14 protein-coding genes, 2 tRNA genes and 1 pseudogene are annotated in these 18,448 nt (G+C 45.2%); 4 read left to right on the top strand and 13 right to left on the bottom strand.

What is annotated here, in order from left to right; genetic code table 11:
* Nucleotides 1-69 precede the first annotated feature (69 nt).
* A complete protein-coding gene (locus HMPREF2983_RS08755; protein WP_246829384.1) occupies nucleotides 70-1,014 on the bottom strand; it encodes a hypothetical protein in 945 nt (314 codons plus the stop codon).
* Nucleotides 1,015-1,221: 207 nt separating this feature from the next.
* Between HMPREF2983_RS08755 and HMPREF2983_RS08750 the strand changes: the two genes are divergently transcribed.
* Entirely contained in the window at nucleotides 1,222-1,929 is a 708-nt protein-coding gene (locus HMPREF2983_RS08750; RefSeq protein WP_018920992.1) for a DUF421 domain-containing protein, read from the top strand.
* Nucleotides 1,930-2,031: 102 nt separating this feature from the next.
* Here HMPREF2983_RS08750 and HMPREF2983_RS08745 read toward each other — a convergent pair whose 3' ends face one another.
* From HMPREF2983_RS08745 to HMPREF2983_RS08730, 4 genes are all read right to left on the bottom strand, one after another.
* On the bottom strand, nucleotides 2,032-2,325 hold the full coding sequence (locus HMPREF2983_RS08745; RefSeq protein WP_004378649.1) for a hypothetical protein: 294 nt from the start codon (nucleotides 2,323-2,325) through the stop codon (nucleotides 2,032-2,034).
* Nucleotides 2,326-2,413: 88 nt separating this feature from the next.
* Nucleotides 2,414-3,193, bottom strand: a complete 780-nt coding sequence (locus HMPREF2983_RS08740; protein WP_070667769.1) for a glycosyltransferase family 2 protein — start codon at nucleotides 3,191-3,193, stop codon at nucleotides 2,414-2,416.
* Nucleotides 3,190-4,464, bottom strand: a complete 1,275-nt coding sequence (locus tag HMPREF2983_RS08735) for a glycosyltransferase family 4 protein (protein ID WP_070667768.1) — start codon at nucleotides 4,462-4,464, stop codon at nucleotides 3,190-3,192. The genes HMPREF2983_RS08740 and HMPREF2983_RS08735 overlap by 4 nt, the downstream gene beginning before the upstream one ends.
* 970 nt (nucleotides 4,465-5,434) lie before the next feature.
* Nucleotides 5,435-5,505 (bottom strand) — tRNA-Gln (locus tag HMPREF2983_RS08730).
* A 126-nt stretch (nucleotides 5,506-5,631) separates the two neighbouring features.
* On the opposite strand from HMPREF2983_RS08730, the pseudogene HMPREF2983_RS13570 reads away from it, so the two are divergent.
* A pseudogene (locus HMPREF2983_RS13570) lies at nucleotides 5,632-5,845 on the top strand (transposase); the annotation flags it as partial.
* A gap of 106 nt (nucleotides 5,846-5,951) precedes the next feature.
* On the opposite strand, the gene HMPREF2983_RS08725 reads toward HMPREF2983_RS13570, so the two are convergent.
* Nucleotides 5,952-7,214 (bottom strand): Nramp family divalent metal transporter, encoded by a 1,263-nt coding sequence (locus HMPREF2983_RS08725; protein WP_070667767.1) that lies wholly within the window; start codon nucleotides 7,212-7,214, stop codon nucleotides 5,952-5,954.
* Between the two features lie 299 nt (nucleotides 7,215-7,513).
* The gene (locus HMPREF2983_RS08720; RefSeq protein ID WP_070667766.1) at nucleotides 7,514-9,205 is read right to left on the bottom strand and encodes a S41 family peptidase; all 1,692 of its coding nucleotides are present in this window, start codon (nucleotides 9,203-9,205) and stop codon (nucleotides 7,514-7,516) included.
* Between the two features lie 161 nt (nucleotides 9,206-9,366).
* On the opposite strand from HMPREF2983_RS08720, the gene HMPREF2983_RS08715 reads away from it, so the two are divergent.
* Both HMPREF2983_RS08715 and HMPREF2983_RS08710 read left to right on the top strand, forming a co-directional pair.
* Nucleotides 9,367-9,440, top strand: a tRNA-Asn gene (locus tag HMPREF2983_RS08715).
* A gap of 347 nt (nucleotides 9,441-9,787) precedes the next feature.
* On the top strand, nucleotides 9,788-10,183 hold the full coding sequence (locus tag HMPREF2983_RS08710; RefSeq protein ID WP_070667765.1) for a DUF805 domain-containing protein: 396 nt from the start codon (nucleotides 9,788-9,790) through the stop codon (nucleotides 10,181-10,183).
* Between the two features lie 439 nt (nucleotides 10,184-10,622).
* On the opposite strand, the gene ftsZ is transcribed toward HMPREF2983_RS08710, so the two are convergent.
* From ftsZ to HMPREF2983_RS08680, 6 genes are all read right to left on the bottom strand, one after another.
* On the bottom strand, nucleotides 10,623-11,957 hold the full coding sequence (gene ftsZ / locus HMPREF2983_RS08705; RefSeq protein WP_004373541.1) for a cell division protein FtsZ: 1,335 nt from the start codon (nucleotides 11,955-11,957) through the stop codon (nucleotides 10,623-10,625).
* A 40-nt stretch (nucleotides 11,958-11,997) separates the two neighbouring features.
* Nucleotides 11,998-13,449, bottom strand: coding sequence for a cell division protein FtsA (gene ftsA / locus HMPREF2983_RS08700; protein WP_070667764.1), 1,452 nt, complete (start codon nucleotides 13,447-13,449; stop codon nucleotides 11,998-12,000).
* A gap of 11 nt (nucleotides 13,450-13,460) precedes the next feature.
* The gene (locus HMPREF2983_RS08695; RefSeq protein WP_070667763.1) at nucleotides 13,461-14,531 is read right to left on the bottom strand and encodes a cell division protein FtsQ/DivIB; all 1,071 of its coding nucleotides are present in this window, start codon (nucleotides 14,529-14,531) and stop codon (nucleotides 13,461-13,463) included.
* Between the two features lie 14 nt (nucleotides 14,532-14,545).
* Complete coding sequence (murC, locus tag HMPREF2983_RS08690; protein ID WP_004378184.1) at nucleotides 14,546-15,925, bottom strand: UDP-N-acetylmuramate--L-alanine ligase; 1,380 nt, start codon at nucleotides 15,923-15,925, stop codon at nucleotides 14,546-14,548.
* Nucleotides 15,926-17,032: an undecaprenyldiphospho-muramoylpentapeptide beta-N-acetylglucosaminyltransferase gene (gene murG / locus HMPREF2983_RS08685; protein WP_004373545.1), complete on the bottom strand. Its 1,107-nt coding sequence runs from the start codon at nucleotides 17,030-17,032 to the stop codon at nucleotides 15,926-15,928.
* Nucleotides 17,033-17,142: 110 nt separating this feature from the next.
* Nucleotides 17,143-18,423, bottom strand: coding sequence for an FtsW/RodA/SpoVE family cell cycle protein (locus HMPREF2983_RS08680; protein ID WP_004378183.1), 1,281 nt, complete (start codon nucleotides 18,421-18,423; stop codon nucleotides 17,143-17,145).
* Nucleotides 18,424-18,448 lie beyond the last annotated feature (25 nt).

Below are 18,448 nucleotides of genomic sequence, written 5' to 3'. Positions count from 1 at the left end.
CTGTGAAAGGGTGGCCGTTTGGTGTGAAAGTCACGTGTGGAAAGGCAGGAGAAACTGTGGGTTGTAACGTCAAAGGTCTTTGTATGGATTGTTATTCCATATTCTTACGAGTCTCAATAAGTAGCTTCTTGCCGGCTTGCTCTTTACCTTGTGGATATCTTCTTCTATCATCTCGCGTGGCAATTGCTGTTTCTCCTCCTTACAGTGTTGCGCCCAATAGTATATATCTTCTATTTGGGCAGAGAGGATTTCGTGTCCGCGGTGGTCGTAAATCCATTGCCAATAAGCCCCCATGTCGTAGTTTCGGCGCATCATCTCGTAAGCGAAACGCCCGGCAGGACTTCTTAGTTCGCAGATCATGTTCTTGGGACGAACTTCCTTGTAGCCGTTGATGAGCGGACAAACCTCATAAGTCTGCGACCAAGGATAGGCATCAATGTCACGTGAAGGCGTAGCTATGACATGGTTGGCCACGCGCTTTTGCAGATAGAAACGATGATTTCTGACTTCATATAGCCAGCGAATGGTGTCGGTTTTCGCAATGCAAAACACCTCGAAATGCGTGGCGTCAAGGCGTTGATAGTGGCCAAGAGGATTTTCTAAACTGTCTCTTCGAATACTTGCTTTTATGATATTGGGCTTGCCGGGCATGTGTTTTTCCTCTGCATCCCAATAGCCTAAGTCAAGCTTGTCAAGTCGTTTTCCCTGCGGACTGAACAGATAAAGTTCCACATTTCCACAATGGGTAAATGCTAAGGCATAGTCATCGGCGAAGCGTTGGATAGAAAGAAGAATGTCAGGAAAGGTGTCAATGGCACTGCCTTTCAGCCGATAAACCTGTTCTCCTGAAAGCAGAAGACCATGGTTCTCATCAGCAAAAGGCTGTGGAATGGAGTCCATGATGAGGCTGTCGGGATTGAGATGGAATGCTTGCATGAATGGAATCTCGGAGCGTTGGCAGCTGAGAAGCAGCAGTATCGATAGGAGGAAAAGGGGCAAAAGTTTGGTTCTCATTGTTGTTATGATGTTTGTTGCAAAGATAATGATTATTTTATAAAAGTGTTTTTTCTTTTTGTTTTTTGCTTCTTTCGTGAGAAATAAACTACCTTTGCTATTGAAAACTGCATGCCGTGGCAGCTTGTTTGTCGTGCATGTTCAGTTTGAGGGTTCAATAAAAAAAGTTTCATTTGCCGTTGTTTAACGGCATTATCGTTTCTAAAAATGTTAGAAGTTCTTCAGCCTTACCTTGCCATTACCCTGAAACTTGTTACGGGAATGATTGGCATTTTGGTCTTTCTGCGCATTGCGGGAAAAGTACAAATGGCGCAGATTACCCCACTCGACACCGTGAGTGCATTTGTTATCGGTGCTTTAGTCGGTGGTGTGCTCTACAACCCCGACATGTCGATGTGGCATATCCTGTTTGCTTTGGCCGTGTGGACAGGTTTCAATATGCTCGTAAGATTTTGCATGCGGTCGGCACGTTTGCGTCATCTCATCAAGGGAACAAGTTCTTATTTGGTGCGCGATGGCATCATCAACTTCAAAGCTTTCAAGCGAAACAGTCTTGAAATGGAGCAGTTTCGCCTGCTGTTGCGACAGAAAGGTATCTTCTCAATGTTTGATGTTGACGATGTTTTGTTTGAGACTAATGGCGCCGTTACGGTGCTTTCGACCAACAGAACGCCTCAGTCACATCTGCTGATCAATAACGGTGAGATCGTGGACAGCACGCTCATACAGTGTGATAAAACTAAAAACTGGGTGCTTCGCAATCTTAAGAAGAATGGTTTCGAGCGTCCCTCTGAACTCTTTTGCATGGAGTGGACACCGCGTCGAGGTTTTTATTTTGTCACTTTCAGTGGCGATGTCAGACGTGGAAAAGAGGAAGTCTCGGCCGAAGAGATTGAAAACGAAAATCAAGCTTAAGGGATAAAGCAAAGTGCCAAGGCGCATGTAATGATGCGTCTTGGCACTGATTATAAATTTGTATCTGCTTATTTTTTCTTTGGAGAAGCGGCAGAAAGAGAATTACATCTTGTCTTTCTTGGCAGCTTTCTTGCCCTGTGCTTTCTTAGCTGGACATTTCTTAGCGTCTTTCTTGCAGCATGCGCCTTTCTTATCTGCCTTTTTGCAGCAGGCTCCGGATGTCTTGCAATCTTTCTTGCACGCCATATCACACTCATGTTTTGCATCTTTGCACTGCTTGTCTTTAGTGCATTGTTCTGTCTTCTCGCACTTCTTTTCTGTGCATTTCACAACCTGAGCGTTTGCAAATCCAAATGAAGCAACCACGAAGGCTGCACATAACATAATCTTTTTCATAATCTTTTCTTTTTTAATTCAACGCTGCAAATATACGTTGAAGTAATGAAATGAAGAAAAATATTATTAGAAAATAACATTTTTCACACTATTTTCGTATTATACTTCGAATTAAAAACCAAATATGAAAGATTGCAGTCGTGCAGAAACCATAATGTTGACACATCACCCGGAAGCGCTCCTTGAGTGATGCCCGATGATTTTTAATGCTCAGTCCACCAACAAGATAGTTGACGATAACTGCATTGACGTTTCGCAATGGCAGGTGTTGTTGAGCTGCCGTTTTCATCACTCGGATGCACCAGTCGACGTCGGCAGAGAGTTTGAAATGCAGGTCGTAGAGGTTTTGTTTGGCGATGTCTGTGCGGGCATAAAAGGCCTGATGACACACCAACATGCCACTGCGGAACGAACGCCATGTGAGCTTTTTAGGCGCAGAGAGCCTACGGTGGCGCAGGAAATGGCCATTGTTGTCGACGATATCGGTGTCGCCATAGAGAACACCGGGGAGCGTTTCGCCCTCTCCAACGCAGCCGGCAATATGCTCAAGGGTGTCGGGTGAAGGGAAAACATCACCGGCATTGAGGAATACAAGATAGTCGCCCGTGACCTTCATGATGCCTTTATTCATGGCATCATAGAGTCCGTTATCGCGTTCCGAGGTGAAGATGATGTCGTGGATGCAGTCTTCTTGAGCTTCGTTTTCTTCCATGTAGTGTTTCACCATGCTGACAGTGTCATCGGTTGAAGCCCCATCAAGAATGATATGTTCAAGGTGGGAATAACTCTGATGAAGTACACTGTCGAGGGTTCGCTGAAGTACAGAGGCGGCCTGATAGGTGCAGGTGATGATAGAAAAGCGGATCATAAGTGATAATTTTTAAGGGCCAGCGCCTGGTTGTACACCTCTATATATTTCATGGCAACGGCATGTTGTGAGTAGTTCGTAGCCACTTTGTGTACGGCTTCACGGCTCAAAGCCTCGTGATCGGCCTCACAAAGCACCCAGTGCAGACCTCGGGCGAGATCGTCGGCATCGCGATATTCGGCCACATAGCCATTCTTCTTATGGTCGATTTCTTCGGGAATACCCCCCACTTTGAAGCCCACACAGGGTACACCGCAGGCCATTGCTTCCATGATAGTGTTGGGAAGATTCTCGGAAAGTGAGGGCAGAACGAACACGTCGGCGGCGTTATAGATGTCTACAATCTGTTGAGTGTCATTCACATATCCTAATTTACCCGTGCAGAAATCAAAGACATCACCTATGTTCCCCCTACCTCCGCCGAGCACGGCAACAAAGGTGTTATGCACCATCTCTGGGTGTTCAGCCGCCATTTTGTGGCAGGCGTCAATAAGATAAAATATGCCTTTGTTCTCGTTTGCTATACGTTGGGCGACAAAGAGAATGACTTTCATGTCTAAAGGTAAGTTGATACGCAGTCGCGCTTGCTTTTTGTCGTGTGGTCGGAAGATGCGGGTGTCGATGGGATTGGGGATGGTCTGTATCTGTTGATTGGTCAGGAGAGCACTCTTGCGGACTTCTTTTTCGAGCCATTTACTGCAAGTGACGAATGAAATATCATGGCCCTCAAGCATCGCTTTCTTACGTTTGAACACCTTATAAGATAGATCACGCAGTGAACCGCCGTTGGGGAGAAGTCGGCAGTTGCCGCAGGAGGATTGAAAACGCTGGCAGTTAAGCGTGATATGACAGATGCCGGTGGCAGGCCAGATGTCGTGCATTGTCCACACAACAGGCTTGCCACTGTTGAGTATCTTGCGGATACCTTTCAGTGAAAGTATGCCTTGATTGATCCACGAAAGGTGGATAATATCGGCTTCCTTGAATTCTGACAGGCGCGTAATGTCGGCACCTGTGTTGGCGATATCTATTTCGAAGAGGTGTTTGCGCTTGAAATGAAGGTGCCAGAAGATGCACCAACGTTCCCAAAGAAAACGCAAATGGTTGCGCAGGGTATGGGAGAGGGGCACAACGGTAATGTCGTCTGTGACCTTGTCGCGCACCAACATTTTGGCCTTGACACCGTTATTATTAAGCGCGTCCATCAGTCGGTTGGCAGCTAAGGCAGCCCCTCCCGTGCGCTCACTTGTATTTACAATTAGAACTCTCATTGTCTTTTTGACTATCTTTCTGCAAAGATAAGGAAAAAGTAAAGAAGTGAAAAAGGATAAGCATAAAAAGTAGTTGCAGCTCTATGAGGTTGCTTTGAAAATATAAAATAATAATAGGAAAAGGGCTTGATGATGTATTTTAGGGACTGTTATGGCTTGTTTGGTCTGTTCTTTTATAGCAGATTAAAGGCTGTTTTGACATTGTGTGCGGGCACAATTTGTTGATTTAGGTCAAGAAAAACGGCTTTTCTGCATGAAAAACATGTATTTTGTTGTAGATGTTAGGATAAGGATATACCTTTGCATCATCAAAAGGTTAATAGATTGTTTAGGTTAGTAGTAATAGATTTTAGGTTTTAGTTATTAGGTTTAAGGTAATTTTTAACAGATTGTTTCGTAGATAACAATGGAGACCGTGAGGTTACCATTTGTTTTGAAAGGTTTTTAGTTAAAAATAGATGAAGTCGGAACTCGTGAATGAGTTTCGACTTTTTCGTTTTCTACTCCTTTGAGTTGATGATCTCTTTCAGTAGGAAGTTATAGCACAGCAGATATTTAGTAGAGATAAACATATTGTTTAACAAGCCTAAAAAAGAGAGGTTTTTATCCACAACCTCCCTCAAGTTAGCTCTCAAGCACGTTGCAATTGTATTTACTGAAGTGTACAACCTTGGAACTATTAACGACATGCGCTGTGGCATTATGGGTGCACTTCATGCCATATCTTTAAGTAAAGAAGCAAAAAAGCGCTTTGAGTTGTGAAAGAACTTTACGGCTTCAGCACCTTTTTAAGTCTTACAGAACCAACAGAATTTTATGAAGTTCCTTTAATGTGCTTTGATGACAAGGAGTAAGAAATAAGGGGTAACGTTGAGGCTATCCTTCTTATTAATATAATTTCGCAATAAAAAAACGGAACTCTTTACGGAATACTTAGCACATAACTTATTGGTAAAACCAATGCTTTTTGTTGTCCCAGGCGGATTCGAACCACCACTGACAGAACCAAAAACTGTAGTGCTACCATTACACCATAGGACAATCTGGGCGCAAAGGTAATGTTTTTTTCGACGATTACCAAACTTTTATCTATTTTTTTTACGCTTTATGTGGTACAGAATCAACCAGCAAATACAAAATCAATATCCCAGGATAGGAATCCCTATATGTACAAGTATAACATTCGTTGACAGTACGATGATTCTGTATATCACAATATAAGACGGTATCTCAATAAGGTCTTTATCGGTCTTGTCAAGAGTGGAAAGGGTACATGGGCTGGCATCATGAAATCAAGCTACACTTACTTTGCAATGATTTGGGTGAAGTGGTAACATTCTGTCGTACAGAAACAAACGTGGATAACAGGGGTGGTAGAGTATAGACTTATTTGCTTATGTTCTTTCCTTACTGCATACGGGTTCTTTGAGAACAAGCCCGAGACATTGCCGGTGTATGTGTAAAATCAAAGCATTTATAGCTTTTCTCTATGCAAAACTCTCAATAAGCAACCATATATTCAGCAGAGTAACGATGCCGGCCAATGAATAAAGGAAGATAGCATTAGGCAGACTGTTGGCATACTTGCCCATGACGCGGCGTGAAGAAGTGAGACCTACTTGCAGAAATACCGTGAAAGGCAATTGAACCGATAGGAACATCTGTGAAATAATCAGTCCTTTGAAAGGGTCACCAATAAAGAAAATCAAAAGCAGAGCTATGCCGAGCGACAGCACGATGCCTAAGATGGAGTGAGTATCTTTGGCATTATACGACTCACCGAAAAGGCCCGAGAAGATGCTTCCGGCTGCCATTCCACTTGTGATTGTGCTTGAAATGCCCGCCAACAGTAAGGCTATGGCAAAGATGTTGGCTGCATTGTTGCCTAAAAGTGGCTGAAGCATGGCCTGCGCTTGGGACAGTTCGTCAACATGTTGCCCGTGAGCAAAGAACGTAGTTGCCGCTAACAATATCATTGCTGAATTAATGGCCCAGCCCACAATCATGGAAAACAGGGTGTCTACAAATTCATATTTCAGCATATGTTGAATGCGTTCATCTCCTTTCAGATGTATTTCCCGACTCTGAACAATCTCTGAATGCAGGAACAGATTATGTGGCATGACCACTGCACCGAGCACACTCATGATGATCAACAGCGACCCTTGAGGCACTGAAGGCACAAAAGCGCCTTGCAAAGCCTGCGGCCAATGGATGTCGACAAGAAAGAGTTCATAGATAAACGAAAGGCCAATCATCGACACAAAACCTATGATAGCGCGTTCCATCTTCTTGTAACTGTTAGTGAAGAGCATGATGAGTGTGGCCGCCGTTGTCAGTATTGCACCTGTCGGAATGCTGATACCAAAGAGCATTTGCAACGCGATGGCACCCCCTAATATCTCGGCTAATGAGGTTGAGATGCTGGCTAAAATAGCACTCACTACTATCGGTCGCCCCACCCATTTGGGTGCATATTTCACGGCGGCCTCACTCAGACAGAGGCCCGTTACTATGCCTAAGTGAGCCACGTTGTGCTGTAAGGCAATGAGCATAATGGTGGAAAGTGTCACAACCCATAGCAAAGCATAGCCGTATTCAGAACCCGCGGCGAAGTTACTTGCCCAGTTTCCCGGGTCAATAAAGCCCACGGTGACGAGTAATCCTGGCCCAATATACTTGAAAATATCCAATCCTCCCAGCACATGTGGGTGGTCCTTGCGTTTCAATTCCTTAATGAAATTCTTCATTTCTCCTAATCTTTTTGTGACAAAGTGTTATGGCAAAGATAATATAAGATATGGAAAACGAGGATACATCAGGTCTGAAAATTTTGTTTCCCGTTTATAAATCACTTGTTTTTATGATTAAAAACGGCTATAGTTCTGCCCGAAAAAGCATTCTTGTTGTTATATATACCTAAATGATTGCATTGCTCATGGGCGTGAAAGCAAATAAAAATGGTTTGCGCTCACTGTCGTTGTGACTGCGCAAACCATTCTTCTATGCTTGTAGTGTCAGGGCTTTCAGCCCGGTAAGTCAGGTCTTTCTACTTGCGGACGCGGTTCTCTCCGCCTTTGATAAGATTGGGAGAAGCAAGGATCTCCTTATATTTCGCAGGATTATCAAGCAGTTTTTGAGCCGCTTTAATCTGCTTGTCGTGCTTCAATGTGTACTCGATTGTGCCACGCTGATAATAGTAAATGCTGACAATAGTGCTTGCCAAAGCCTGCATGATGCGGTCACGATTGTAGTCAAGGTCCTTGGCTACGTTGTGCTTCAACTTGTTTTCAATGGCGTCAAACTCTGGCTTTGCGTCGTTATAATAGCCCTCGAATTTCGCTGTTTTCACAAGTTCTTTCAATATCTTCTCACTCACACCGTCGTATTTGAAACCGCTTTTGAGCACGTGTTGCTTAAAGGCTTCATAGTCCTCATCGGTGAGTTCAAATGCCGAAGGGGTTGCTATCGTCGGGTGTTTTGCCACATAGCTGACGATGTAATCAAGCACAGTCTCCGTGGAATCGATAACCGACATGAGATAGGTCTGGATGTTTGATGCCGTGTCGGGCGCTATTTCAAGGTCGGGTTTGATGCCGCCGCCATCGCGAACCTCACGGCCATGCAGAGTGTGGAACACCTTACTGAGCGAGTCGGGCACATGCTCTGTGCTGCCACCACGGTCATGTCGGTAGTTGATAGCCTGAATACAGCGACCGCTTGGAATATAATATTTGTGCGTGGTGAGCTTCATCTTGCCGTTATAAGGCAGGTCGACCGTGGTCTGTACGAGGCCTTTCCCATAGGTACGTGTGCCCATAATGACGGCGCGGTCGAGGTCTTGTAGCGCACCGGCTGTAATCTCACTGGAGCTTGCAGTGTTGTTGTTGACCAGCACAACGATAGGAATGACGGTGTCGATAGGCTCGGCAGTCGTCTTATAGTCGCGGTCAAGACGCTTCACTTTGCCATGGTTTGAAACGATGGTCACGTCTTTCGGCACGAAGAGATTAACGATATTGACGGCTTCACTCTCTAATCCGCCACCGTTATTACGCAGGTCAACGATGAGTTTCTGCATGCCGTTTTTCTTCATTTCAACAAAAGCGCGGCGGAAATCCTTAGAGCAATCCTCGGTGAATTGATTGAGATTGATATATCCGATGCCGCTGTCAAGCAGTCCATAATAAGGCACAGCAGGCATCTTGATAGCGCCACGCGTAATCTTCAGTTTCATGATTTTACCTGTCGACGGACGGCGAATTTTAATCATGAATGTCGTGCCGGCATCTCCCCGAAGATGGTCACTGACAAACTGAGTCGTCTTTCCTTCCATCGAAAGATCATCTATGGAGAGGATTAAATCGCCTTTACGTAGGCCTGCATTTGCAGCCGGCATGTTCTCATAAGGCTCGTCAATGAAGACATTCTTATACTTCGGACTGTAGCGTATCAACGCACCGACACCGGCATATTTTCCTGTCATCAGCATCTTGAGGTCTTTGCCCTTGGCCTGCGGATAGAACTCCGTGTAGGGGTCAAGCGACTCAAGCATAGCATCAACTGCATTGCCGATAACCGTGTCGGCAGGCAGTTTGTCGACATAAAGCAGGTCAAGGTTCTTGTAAATGGCATTGAACACTTCGAGGTTCTTGGCCACGGTGAAGTTATGGTCTTTATCACTTTGCGCGACAACCGGTAGTGAGAGCAGCGCAAAAATATATATCAACAACTTTCTCATAATACGTACAAAAGTAATATATATGGATGTAATAACCACCATTGTAAAGGCTAAAATTGATAAAAAGAGGCGTGAAATGATTTTTTTCTCGAAAATGTTTGGCGTTTAAAAAAGAATATCTTACCTTTGCAAACGCAATTCAGTAATGCTGTTTGCACCATGCTTCAATAGCTCAGTTGGTTAGAGCACCTGACTGTTAATCAGGGGGTCGTTGGTTCAAGCCCATCTTGAAGCGCACGAAAAGGAATTACGAAAGTGATTCCTTTTTTGTTTGTTGCAGTTCCTATAGGTAGAAGTTGTTTCACAGTTATTTGCAGTGCACTCCCCCATTTTGGTTTGGTCGGAATGTAACAAAGTTCATGTTTTTGTTCCTTTTAGGTTATTTTTCTATACAAAAAGCCTTTGAATGTAAGATATTTTATCTATCTTTGTGGCAGAACAAATCGGATATACGTGTGTGAAACATGTGCTTACGGGCGACGATATACGCCTTATATCTTGTCAGTTTGTGGCTATAGCCGTGATGAAAAACATGTAATAACAACGATATTAGAATTTTCTTAACTTTTAAAATTATTAATTATGGAAATTACAGAAGCTGTAAAAACATGCCTTTCCAAGTCATTTAAATTAGACGGGAGAGCTTCAAGAAGTGAGTATTGGTATTTCGTGCTGTTCCAGATCTGCTTGTATTTTGTTGGAATAATCATCCTAAGCTTAAGCGCAGCATTTCAATCCGGTAGCGGACTTGGCATTGTTGGAGGCTTGTTTTTACTCGTTGGTGGTTTATTTTTGCTTGCAACCTTAGCTTGTGTTCCTGCAAGTATCTGTGCCCAGATAAGGAGATTGCACGATGTTGGCAAGCCAAGTGTCTATTGGTTCATTAACCTTGTTCCGTTCGGTGGCTTGGTATTGCTTTATTTCTGCGTTCTTCCGAGCGTTGCTGACAACGAATTCGGCGAGTGCCCTTGCAAATAACAAGCAGGTAAGCAGGTGCTCATCATTGGGCACCTGAATAGCTTTTTATATATTGTTCTTTTGCTTTACCACTGTTTTCTGACTTCACCGGGTGTCTATCCTGTCATCTTTCATCAGTTGTGCAGACTTTTACACGTCTTCATGAAGATAGCAGACAGACTGGCTGAAAGGAGAGAAAACAGTGGTAAATCATTTCAGCGCTTACTTCAAAGCATGCAAGTAAGTCTGCAATATGCGTCATATCAGCGTGTAATCTCAGTCACTTTACAACGCAATATGGGTCACTTTACAACGTAAAGTGACCCATATTAGAAACCATCTTGAATGTGCTTGTAAATCAAGAACTTATCTATCGTTGGTTTGTTGCTTGTAAATGCGTTCGTGAGGTCAACTCCTACATCTTTTCATAAGGAGGAAGCTGACTTCTGAACAGCATGCTTTATGCAAAACTGATGACCGATTGTACAGGCTCGTCTCCGCCCTTTTCATCGTTCTTAGCTACGTGCGCACCTGATGCTAAATTGCGAATTTCCTCCAACATCTGGCGAGTACGCTTGTAAGTTGGAGTGTTTTCAACTGCAAGAATGACGTCTTCGTTGTCGAGATCTTCAGGTCGGAACAGGAAGATATGAGGCCTGCGCTTATACTGATTGTTCTTTCCTATGCTGCCATAATAGTGGCCTCGGCGTTCATCCCGCTCTGCACGGCGTTCCTCTTCCTGTGCGATGCGGTCGGCTTCTTCCTGCGTATGCTTCTTCAGATGCCCGTCCATGCCGTCTACATCCTCAATACCGAAGCCCGTTGCAAGGATAGTAACCTTGACCCGTTTACCCAATTCAGGGTCTATGGCAATTCCCCATTTGATTTCAAAGTCGCTTCCAAACTTCGCCATGAAGTCGTTGACATCGTTCATTTCCTCCATCATGAGGCCCGAATTGTCGTTTTTTTCATTGCAGAAATTAATGCTCAACAAAATCTTCTTGGAGTTGAAGATGTCGTTGTCGTTCAGCAATGGCGAGTTCAGTGCATCGTCGATAGCCTTCTTCACACGGCCTTCGCCTTCGCCATAACCTGTGCTCATAATGGCCACTCCGCCGTCTTTAAGCACTGTCTTGACATCGTTGAAGTCGAGATTGATAAGTCCATGGTTGGTGATTATCTCTGCAATGCTCTTCGCTGCAATGCTCAATGTATCGTCGGCCTTGCCGAATGCATCGAGAACTGTAAGGTCGGGATAAATCTCCCGCAGGCGTTCGTTGTTGATTACCAATAGGGCATCAACGTGCTTTGACATCTCTTCAACGCCGTCGAGCGCCTGATCTATCTTGCGATCTCCCTCAAAACGGAAGGGAATTGTCACGATACCAACTGTCAGAATGCCCAATTCCTTGGATACACGGGCTATGACAGGAGCTGCTCCCGTACCTGTTCCACCACCCATTCCGGCAGTGATGAAAGCCATTTTCGTGCCGTCACTGAGCATATGCTTAATGTCATCAATGGTTTCTTCAGCTGCCTGACGAGCCTTGGCAGGCTTGTTTCCTGCGCCAAGTCCTTCCTTTCCAAGCTGCAGGTGCACGGGAACCGGCGAGTCGTTGAGCGCCTGATTGTCGGTGTTGCAGAGTACAAACGTGACGTCATGAATACCTTCACGATACATATGATTAACGGCATTGCCACCTCCACCGCCGACACCTATCACCTTAATGATGCTGTCAACTTTCTCAGGTTCACCGAAATCCAAGATTGATGATTTATTGATATTATCAGCCATATCGTCTTTATTTAATTGTCAGAACTATGTGTTTATACGATTATTCGTCTTCGGAGATCATCTTTCCAAAGAAACTCTTGAGTTCTTTGAAAATCTTATGAGAGGTGCTGTTCTCTTTCTTTTCCTTGGCAATACGCGCTTCTTCCTCGCGTTGTGCCTCGAGTTCAGCTTCCATTTCGGCCTCCTTGCGGCGTTTTTCTTCCTCTTCTGCTTTCTGTTTCTCAACCTCTGTGCGTACCACTCCGCTACCGGTTGTCTCGTTCAGTGTACGTGGTTTCTGATGCAAGTCAACTGTCGTTGTCGTGGTTTTGGCATCGGGTGCGCTGGCAAAAAGGTCGCTTTTAATCTCTGATCCCGCACAGTTCATGTCGCCTTTTGCCAGAATAGCGAGAACAGTATTCATTGTTCCATCGTGTGCATTGATGCTTTCGTTGGTAGCATTAATGGTTTGTGAGACGAACTTTGCAGTGCGTATCTTCTCTATATGCGTGTGATTGCGGAATGCTGTTTCAATGTTTTTGAGGTTTGATCCGCCACCCGTGAGGATGATACCTCCCAACAGATTGTTGGCATATTCGGCAGGAACCTGAAACCAAACATTCTCAATGACCTCTTCAACACGCGCCTCAACAACTTCTATGAACTTGCGACTTTCAATCTGACGCTCGGCATCTATGGAGAGCATCAGGCTGTTGTCAATGTCGCTGTTGTCGGTGTAAGCACTGGCATATTTAATCTTCATTTTCTCTGCATCGGTCTCTTCCATCTGCAGGGAAGCAATATCTTTCGTGATGTTATTGCCTCCAAGTGGGATGACTGCCAAGTGGCGAAGGATGTTTTTGTAGTAGACGGACACCGTTGTAGTCTCTGCTCCCAAGTCAACAAGCACGCAACCTGACCGTTTCTCGGCTTCACTCAGCACGCTGTCTGCCAACACCATCGGTGCAAGATACATCTCGGCAATGGCTATCCCGGCCAGATCGAAGCATTTATTGAGGTTGCGATAGAATGTGCGATGCCACAGAATATTGAGGAAGTTGCCTTCCAATCGGTTGCATTGAATGCCTACCGGGTCGAGTTGATATTGCTGATCGACCTTGTATTCCTGTGTGGCAGCCTCGAGTATCTCACGGTCTGGATAGCTCATCATACGGTTGGCATCCATTAACTGATTGACCATTTCCTGCGAAACAATGGTATCTGCGGGGAGATCTTTCACGATAACATTGCGCACACTGCGGATAGACTGACCGCCAACACCTACATAAACGTGGGCAATATCAGTCTTGAGCGTAGTTTTCAGCTTGGTAACAATATTGGTAAGACACTGCACCGTCTTGTCAATATTATACACAACACCCTTGCGGATGCACTGTGTAGAGTCTTCTCTGACAACAGCAAGCACGGTGATACTGCCGTCAAGGTTCTTCTTTCCAGCTATACCGGTGATCTTAGTCGACCCCAGTTCTATAGCAACTATAAATTCTGCCATGCGTTATATCTTTATCTATTCAACTTCCGTTTCTTCTTTTCTTTAATCTTCGGAGCACTTTTCTCTGTCTTATCTGCGGACTTAGGTTTCGTGTTTTCAGTCTTGCCCTTTTTCTTGTCAGTCGTAGTTTCAGATTTCTTTGGCTCCGGTTGCTTCGCTTCAGCCTTCTTATTGGTTGGCGCTGAAACCGCAGATTGTTCGGTCTTCTGCCCGCTTTCAGGCTTCTGATCAGTTGCTCCTATGACGTCACTCACGGCCAAAGCCTCATCTACTCCCTCCTTCTCTTCACGCTTTCCGTCCTTTCGTTTACAGATAATCTGATTGTCAAACTCAAGGTTGATGTAGCTGTAACGGTTCCAACCTGCTTGAGAAAGACCGTATTTATAGAACTTCTCAAGGCGTTCCATCTTCTTGTCTACGAAACCAGCTACGGCAGTCTGACGCTTTTTCTTATTCTTGTAATAAGGCAACTGGCCTATATAGATGATATGATTTCCCACACGTGGTATCAGTTCGATACCGAGATCAGGCAATACATTGATTTGTTCTATCTGGTTACACCATAGTTCATTGCTCATCAACTCCTTGCTCAGCGGTGAGATGTAATTGGTGGCAAACCATTTGTTGATGTTACCTGTGGCGATAATCAAATCAGATGTGTAATGCGAATTAGGCATAATGCAGTCGTTATCATCAAGATAATAATCGTCACCATTGGCACCTTTAATTCTCACAACAGGCATGCGCTGAGTCAATGTGATGTTAACATCGCCGGCTTGTGTCTTGTAACACTCCGCAGTCTTTACGAAAGGACTGCCTTTAAGCGTCTCTTCCATCTTGCGAAGATTGACATATTTCATCGGTTTCTCTAATGGATAGAGTTGCTCTTTCTCTAATCTTGCCTTGATTTCACGGGTATTAATGAAGCCATTTGTGGCCTCATCCTGAATGTTGATGTTTACTTTCGTGCACAGACGGGCCGTATCTTCCGGCTTATCAAAGGCCGTAAACGCCAACAACAGATATACTGCAATCAGCATATCTGACGTTACGATGATGGTCTTTTTCCAGTTAATGTGCATTCGGTAAACGGTTCTTATTTCTTACTGTCTATGATTTTTGCAATCTGTGGCACGTAGTTGTCGAGATTTCCTGCACCGAGAACCACGAGAACATCAAAGTCGCGACTCTTCACATAATCGAGAACATCGTCCTTTCGGATGATGGTTTTCTCCACACCCGGCTTGAGATTATCGAATATCAACTTACTCGTGACGCCTTCAATCGGCTCTTCACGTGCCGGATATATCTCTGTAAGAACGACTTCATCAAAGTTACTCAGTGCATCGGCAAACTCATGATAGAAGTCGCGGGTACGTGTATAAAGGTGTGGCTGGAATATAACGGTTATCTTTCGTCCCTTGAACAGTTCTTTCAGACTCCTTGCACTCTGCAGTACTTCCTTGGGATGATGCCCGTAATCTGACAGGAAGACATGCTTGTCATTCTTGATTTTGAAGTCAAATCTGCGGTCAACGCCTGCATATGTCCGCATGCCGTAACGGAGTTCCTCGGCTGTACAACCATTCAATTGTGCCATAGCCATGGCCGCAACAGCATTCTCAATGTTGATAGGTACGGGCTGTCCGAGTTTGATATTCTTGACATTTTCAATCGGAGAAACAAAGTCAAAGCTAATCTCTCCGTTGTCGATTACAATGTTTTCTGCATGGAAATCACCCGCTTCACGGCTGTAGTCATACACCTTAACGCCCTCCTGTACATGCTGTTTCATTTCCAAATCACGGTGAATGATCAGTGCACCACCCGGCTGAATGAGTTCAGTGTAGTGACGGAAGCTTTCGAGATAGGCCTCTTTTGTACCGTAGATGTCGAGATGATCAGGGTCAGTAGAGGTGATAACGCTCATCCATGGACGCAGCCAATGAAAGCTTCGGTCAAACTCATCGGCCTCAATGACCACGTAATCGCTGCTGTCTGAAAGGATATAGTTCGTGCCGTAGTTCTTTGATATGCCGCCCAAGAAGGCATTACAGTCCATGTGACTCTGGTGCATGATGTGTGCACACATTGTAGAAGTCGTAGTCTTTCCATGTGTCCCTGCAAAGCAAAGGCCCTTATGACTGCGTGTCAATGTTCCCAAGACCTGGGCACGTTTCTGGATTTCGAAACCTCCCTCACGGAAGAATTCCAGCTCTTTATGCGTGGCTGGAATGGCCGGTGTGTAGACAACAAGCGTCGACTTGGGGTTCTTGCAGGCATGGGGAATCTCGTCAATATCTTCTTCATAGTGGATCAACATCCCTTCTTTTTCAAGCTGATGAGTAAGGTCTGACGGTGTTTTGTCATAGCCCGCAACGACTTGTCCACGATGAATGAAGTATCTTGCAATAGCACTCATGCCGATACCTCCGGCCCCAATGAAATATACAGCTTTAATATCTTTCAGTTCCATTTACTTTATAGCTAACTTTATAACCTCGTCGGCAATGACGTCGGCAGAGTTCTTTAATCCTAATTTTAATATGTTTTCTTTCAATGATTCCAATTTCTTGGCATCGCCGACCGTATGGAGTGCCGTCTTCAAAAGCACGTCGACGGCCTCGCTGTCCTTGACATAGACAGCCGCATTCCTGTTGACCAATGCCATGGCATTCTTCGTTTGATGGTCTTCGGCCACATTGGGTGAGGGCACGAGTATCACCGGTTTGCCAATCAGACAGAACTCACTGATGCTGCTTGCACCGGCACGACTGATGACCAAATCGGCCGCCTTGTAAGCCGCCCCCATATCACTGATGAAGTCAGTCGCTTTCAGGTTGGGCAGTTCTTCATTCTGCAACCGCTCCTTAATGGCTTCATAATACACCTTACCTGTCTGCCAAATGAACTGCACATCACTCTGTCCGACGAGATCAAGATGCTGCAACATACTCTCGTTGATAGTCCGTGCACCCAAACTTCCCCCCACAAGGAGAATTGTCTTCATGTTAGGATTGAGTCCGAAAGACTCACGTGCCTCTTCAACAGACAGCTTCGAGTCGAGCACGTTCTGTCGAACGGGGTTACCGGTCATAATGATTTTGTCGGCCGGAAAGAAGCGTTCCATGCCTTCATAGGCCACACATATCTTCTCAGCTTTCTTGGAAAGGAGTTTATTCGTAACGCCGGCATAGGAGTTCTGCTCTTGAATGAGGCAGGGGATTCCCCTTTTTGCGCAGACATTAAGCGTCGGGCCACTTGCATATCCGCCTACACCGACGGCTGCCATAGGCTTGAATTGGCTCACAATCTTACGCGCCATGCGCTCACTCTTCCATATTTTGAAGAGCACGACGATGTTTTTCAGCAGATGTTTACGGTCGAATCCACAGATGGGAAGGCCCTTAATCTCATATCCGGCAGCAGGAACACGCTGCATTTCCATGCGTCCTAATGCACCAACGAAAAGGATCTTTGCATTCGGATGCTTTGCCTTGATAGCGTTAGCTATGGATACAGCCGGGAAGATATGGCCTCCCGTACCGCCACCACTGATGATGATTCTCAATTCCTTATCCATTTCTTACGAATTACTATGATATTGCAAAAGTAATCAAAAAAATTAGTTTTACAGCATTTTACACTCTTTTTTCGTTCCTTGGAAAGTGCCTTTTCCTGCCTTGTCAACGCTCAGGCAAGTTTTACTTCATTCACTACTGATTTCACCTTGCCCTGTTCGGGTTCGCCTTTCTTCTTTGCCGAGCGACTCACGCTCAGGATTACGCCGACATAAATGCAGTTGATCATCGTTGAAGTTCCACCCTTGCTGACGAGCGGAAGCGGCTGTCCGGTGACCGGTGCAAGTCCAACGGCCACACACATGTTGAATAGTGCCTGCGTCACAAGCAACAAAGCGAGTCCCATGGCAAGCAAGGCGGGGAAGTTGTTCTCGCACCGACTGGCGATGCGTCCTGTGCGGAAGAGCAGCATAATGTAGAGCACGGCAACGCCAACAGCACCTTCTACGCCTAATTCCTCAATGATAATGGCATAGATGAAATCGGAGAAAGCCTGCGAAAGGAAGTCGCGTTCGACGCTGTTTCCAGGGCCTTTGCCCACCACATTCGATGAAGCGATGGCTATGTTGGCATGAGCCACCTGCGCATCCTTGTCAAGATCGACCTCTGAAGGGGCCACTTCTTCGGACGATGTGAACTTATCAATGCGCGATTTCCACGTGTCGGCACGGTGGAACACTTTAGCCAACATTCCTTCTTCTTTCTTTCCCTGTTCCACCTGTTCGGTCATCTTCTTGTTGGAATTGACATTTCCTCTGTCTGTTCCTAAGAGCATTACACCTGCGAAAACAGCCAGAATGAAAGCCAAGGTTACGCCCAACAGCTTACCTAACTGACGCATGGGGACACGCCCGATGACCATCATCAGCAGGATGACAAGACACAGCAAAGCGGCCGTGGAGAGGTTTTCCAAACCGATAAGTGGCACGATGAAGGCACACACAATGAGGATAAACTTGAACGCATTCTTGTCTGCTCCATGGTCGGTTTGCAGTGCACTGAGTATCTGTGCGGTAGCCAACACGAGCGTTCCCTTGGCAATTTCCGAGGGTTGGAACTGTATTCCGATGAGGCTTACCCAGCGTTGTGCGCCGTTGGTTGACTGTCCCGCGATGAAAACCCAAATCAAAGTGAAAAACGAAATAATCAGCATGAAGGGCGTAAGTATCTTGAAATACTTGCACTTGATGTTCAGAGTGATGACCATACAGAATATACCCATCATCAGAATTCCAAGGTGCTTGACCAATGGAGACATGTAGCTTCCACTTTTATAGGTAAGTCCGGAAGAGGCTGAAAAAACCTCAACGACACTGATGATACAAAGGAAAAAGAAGATCATCCAGATGACCTTGTCGCCCTTGAAAATATTACTAAGCGTCTTTTTGTTCATGATTTACAATATTAAACACCCACTT

Source organism: Prevotella sp. HMSC077E09, assembly GCF_001814685.1.
Classification (GTDB): Bacteria; Bacteroidota; Bacteroidia; order Bacteroidales; family Bacteroidaceae; genus Prevotella; species Prevotella oris.
The sequence above is the reverse complement of the archived record's forward strand: the minus strand, read 5'-3'. Positions and strand labels throughout refer to the sequence as shown.

Excerpts from the sequence above, each read along its gene's own strand:
- HMPREF2983_RS08725 (WP_070667767.1), bottom strand. The coding sequence starts at position 7,214 with ATGAAGAATTTCATTAAGGAATTGAAACGCAAGGACCACCCACATGTG.
- murC (WP_004378184.1), bottom strand. The coding sequence starts at position 15,925 with ATGGAACTGAAAGATATTAAAGCTGTATATTTCATTGGGGCCGGAGGT.
- HMPREF2983_RS08750 (WP_018920992.1), top strand. The coding sequence starts at position 1,222 with ATGTTAGAAGTTCTTCAGCCTTACCTTGCCATTACCCTGAAACTTGTT.
- HMPREF2983_RS08680 (WP_004378183.1), bottom strand. The coding sequence starts at position 18,423 with ATGAACAAAAAGACGCTTAGTAATATTTTCAAGGGCGACAAGGTCATC.
- HMPREF2983_RS08755 (WP_246829384.1), bottom strand. The coding sequence starts at position 1,014 with ATGAGAACCAAACTTTTGCCCCTTTTCCTCCTATCGATACTGCTGCTT.
- HMPREF2983_RS08740 (WP_070667769.1), bottom strand. The coding sequence starts at position 3,193 with ATGATCCGCTTTTCTATCATCACCTGCACCTATCAGGCCGCCTCTGTA.
- murG (WP_004373545.1), bottom strand. The coding sequence starts at position 17,032 with ATGGATAAGGAATTGAGAATCATCATCAGTGGTGGCGGTACGGGAGGC.
- ftsZ (WP_004373541.1), bottom strand. The coding sequence starts at position 11,957 with ATGGCTGATAATATCAATAAATCATCAATCTTGGATTTCGGTGAACCT.
- HMPREF2983_RS08745 (WP_004378649.1), bottom strand. The coding sequence starts at position 2,325 with ATGAAAAAGATTATGTTATGTGCAGCCTTCGTGGTTGCTTCATTTGGA.
- HMPREF2983_RS08720 (WP_070667766.1), bottom strand. The coding sequence starts at position 9,205 with ATGAGAAAGTTGTTGATATATATTTTTGCGCTGCTCTCACTACCGGTT.
- HMPREF2983_RS08735 (WP_070667768.1), bottom strand. The coding sequence starts at position 4,464 with ATGAGAGTTCTAATTGTAAATACAAGTGAGCGCACGGGAGGGGCTGCC.
- ftsA (WP_070667764.1), bottom strand. The coding sequence starts at position 13,449 with ATGGCAGAATTTATAGTTGCTATAGAACTGGGGTCGACTAAGATCACC.
- HMPREF2983_RS08710 (WP_070667765.1), top strand. The coding sequence starts at position 9,788 with ATGGAAATTACAGAAGCTGTAAAAACATGCCTTTCCAAGTCATTTAAA.
- HMPREF2983_RS08695 (WP_070667763.1), bottom strand. The coding sequence starts at position 14,531 with ATGCACATTAACTGGAAAAAGACCATCATCGTAACGTCAGATATGCTG.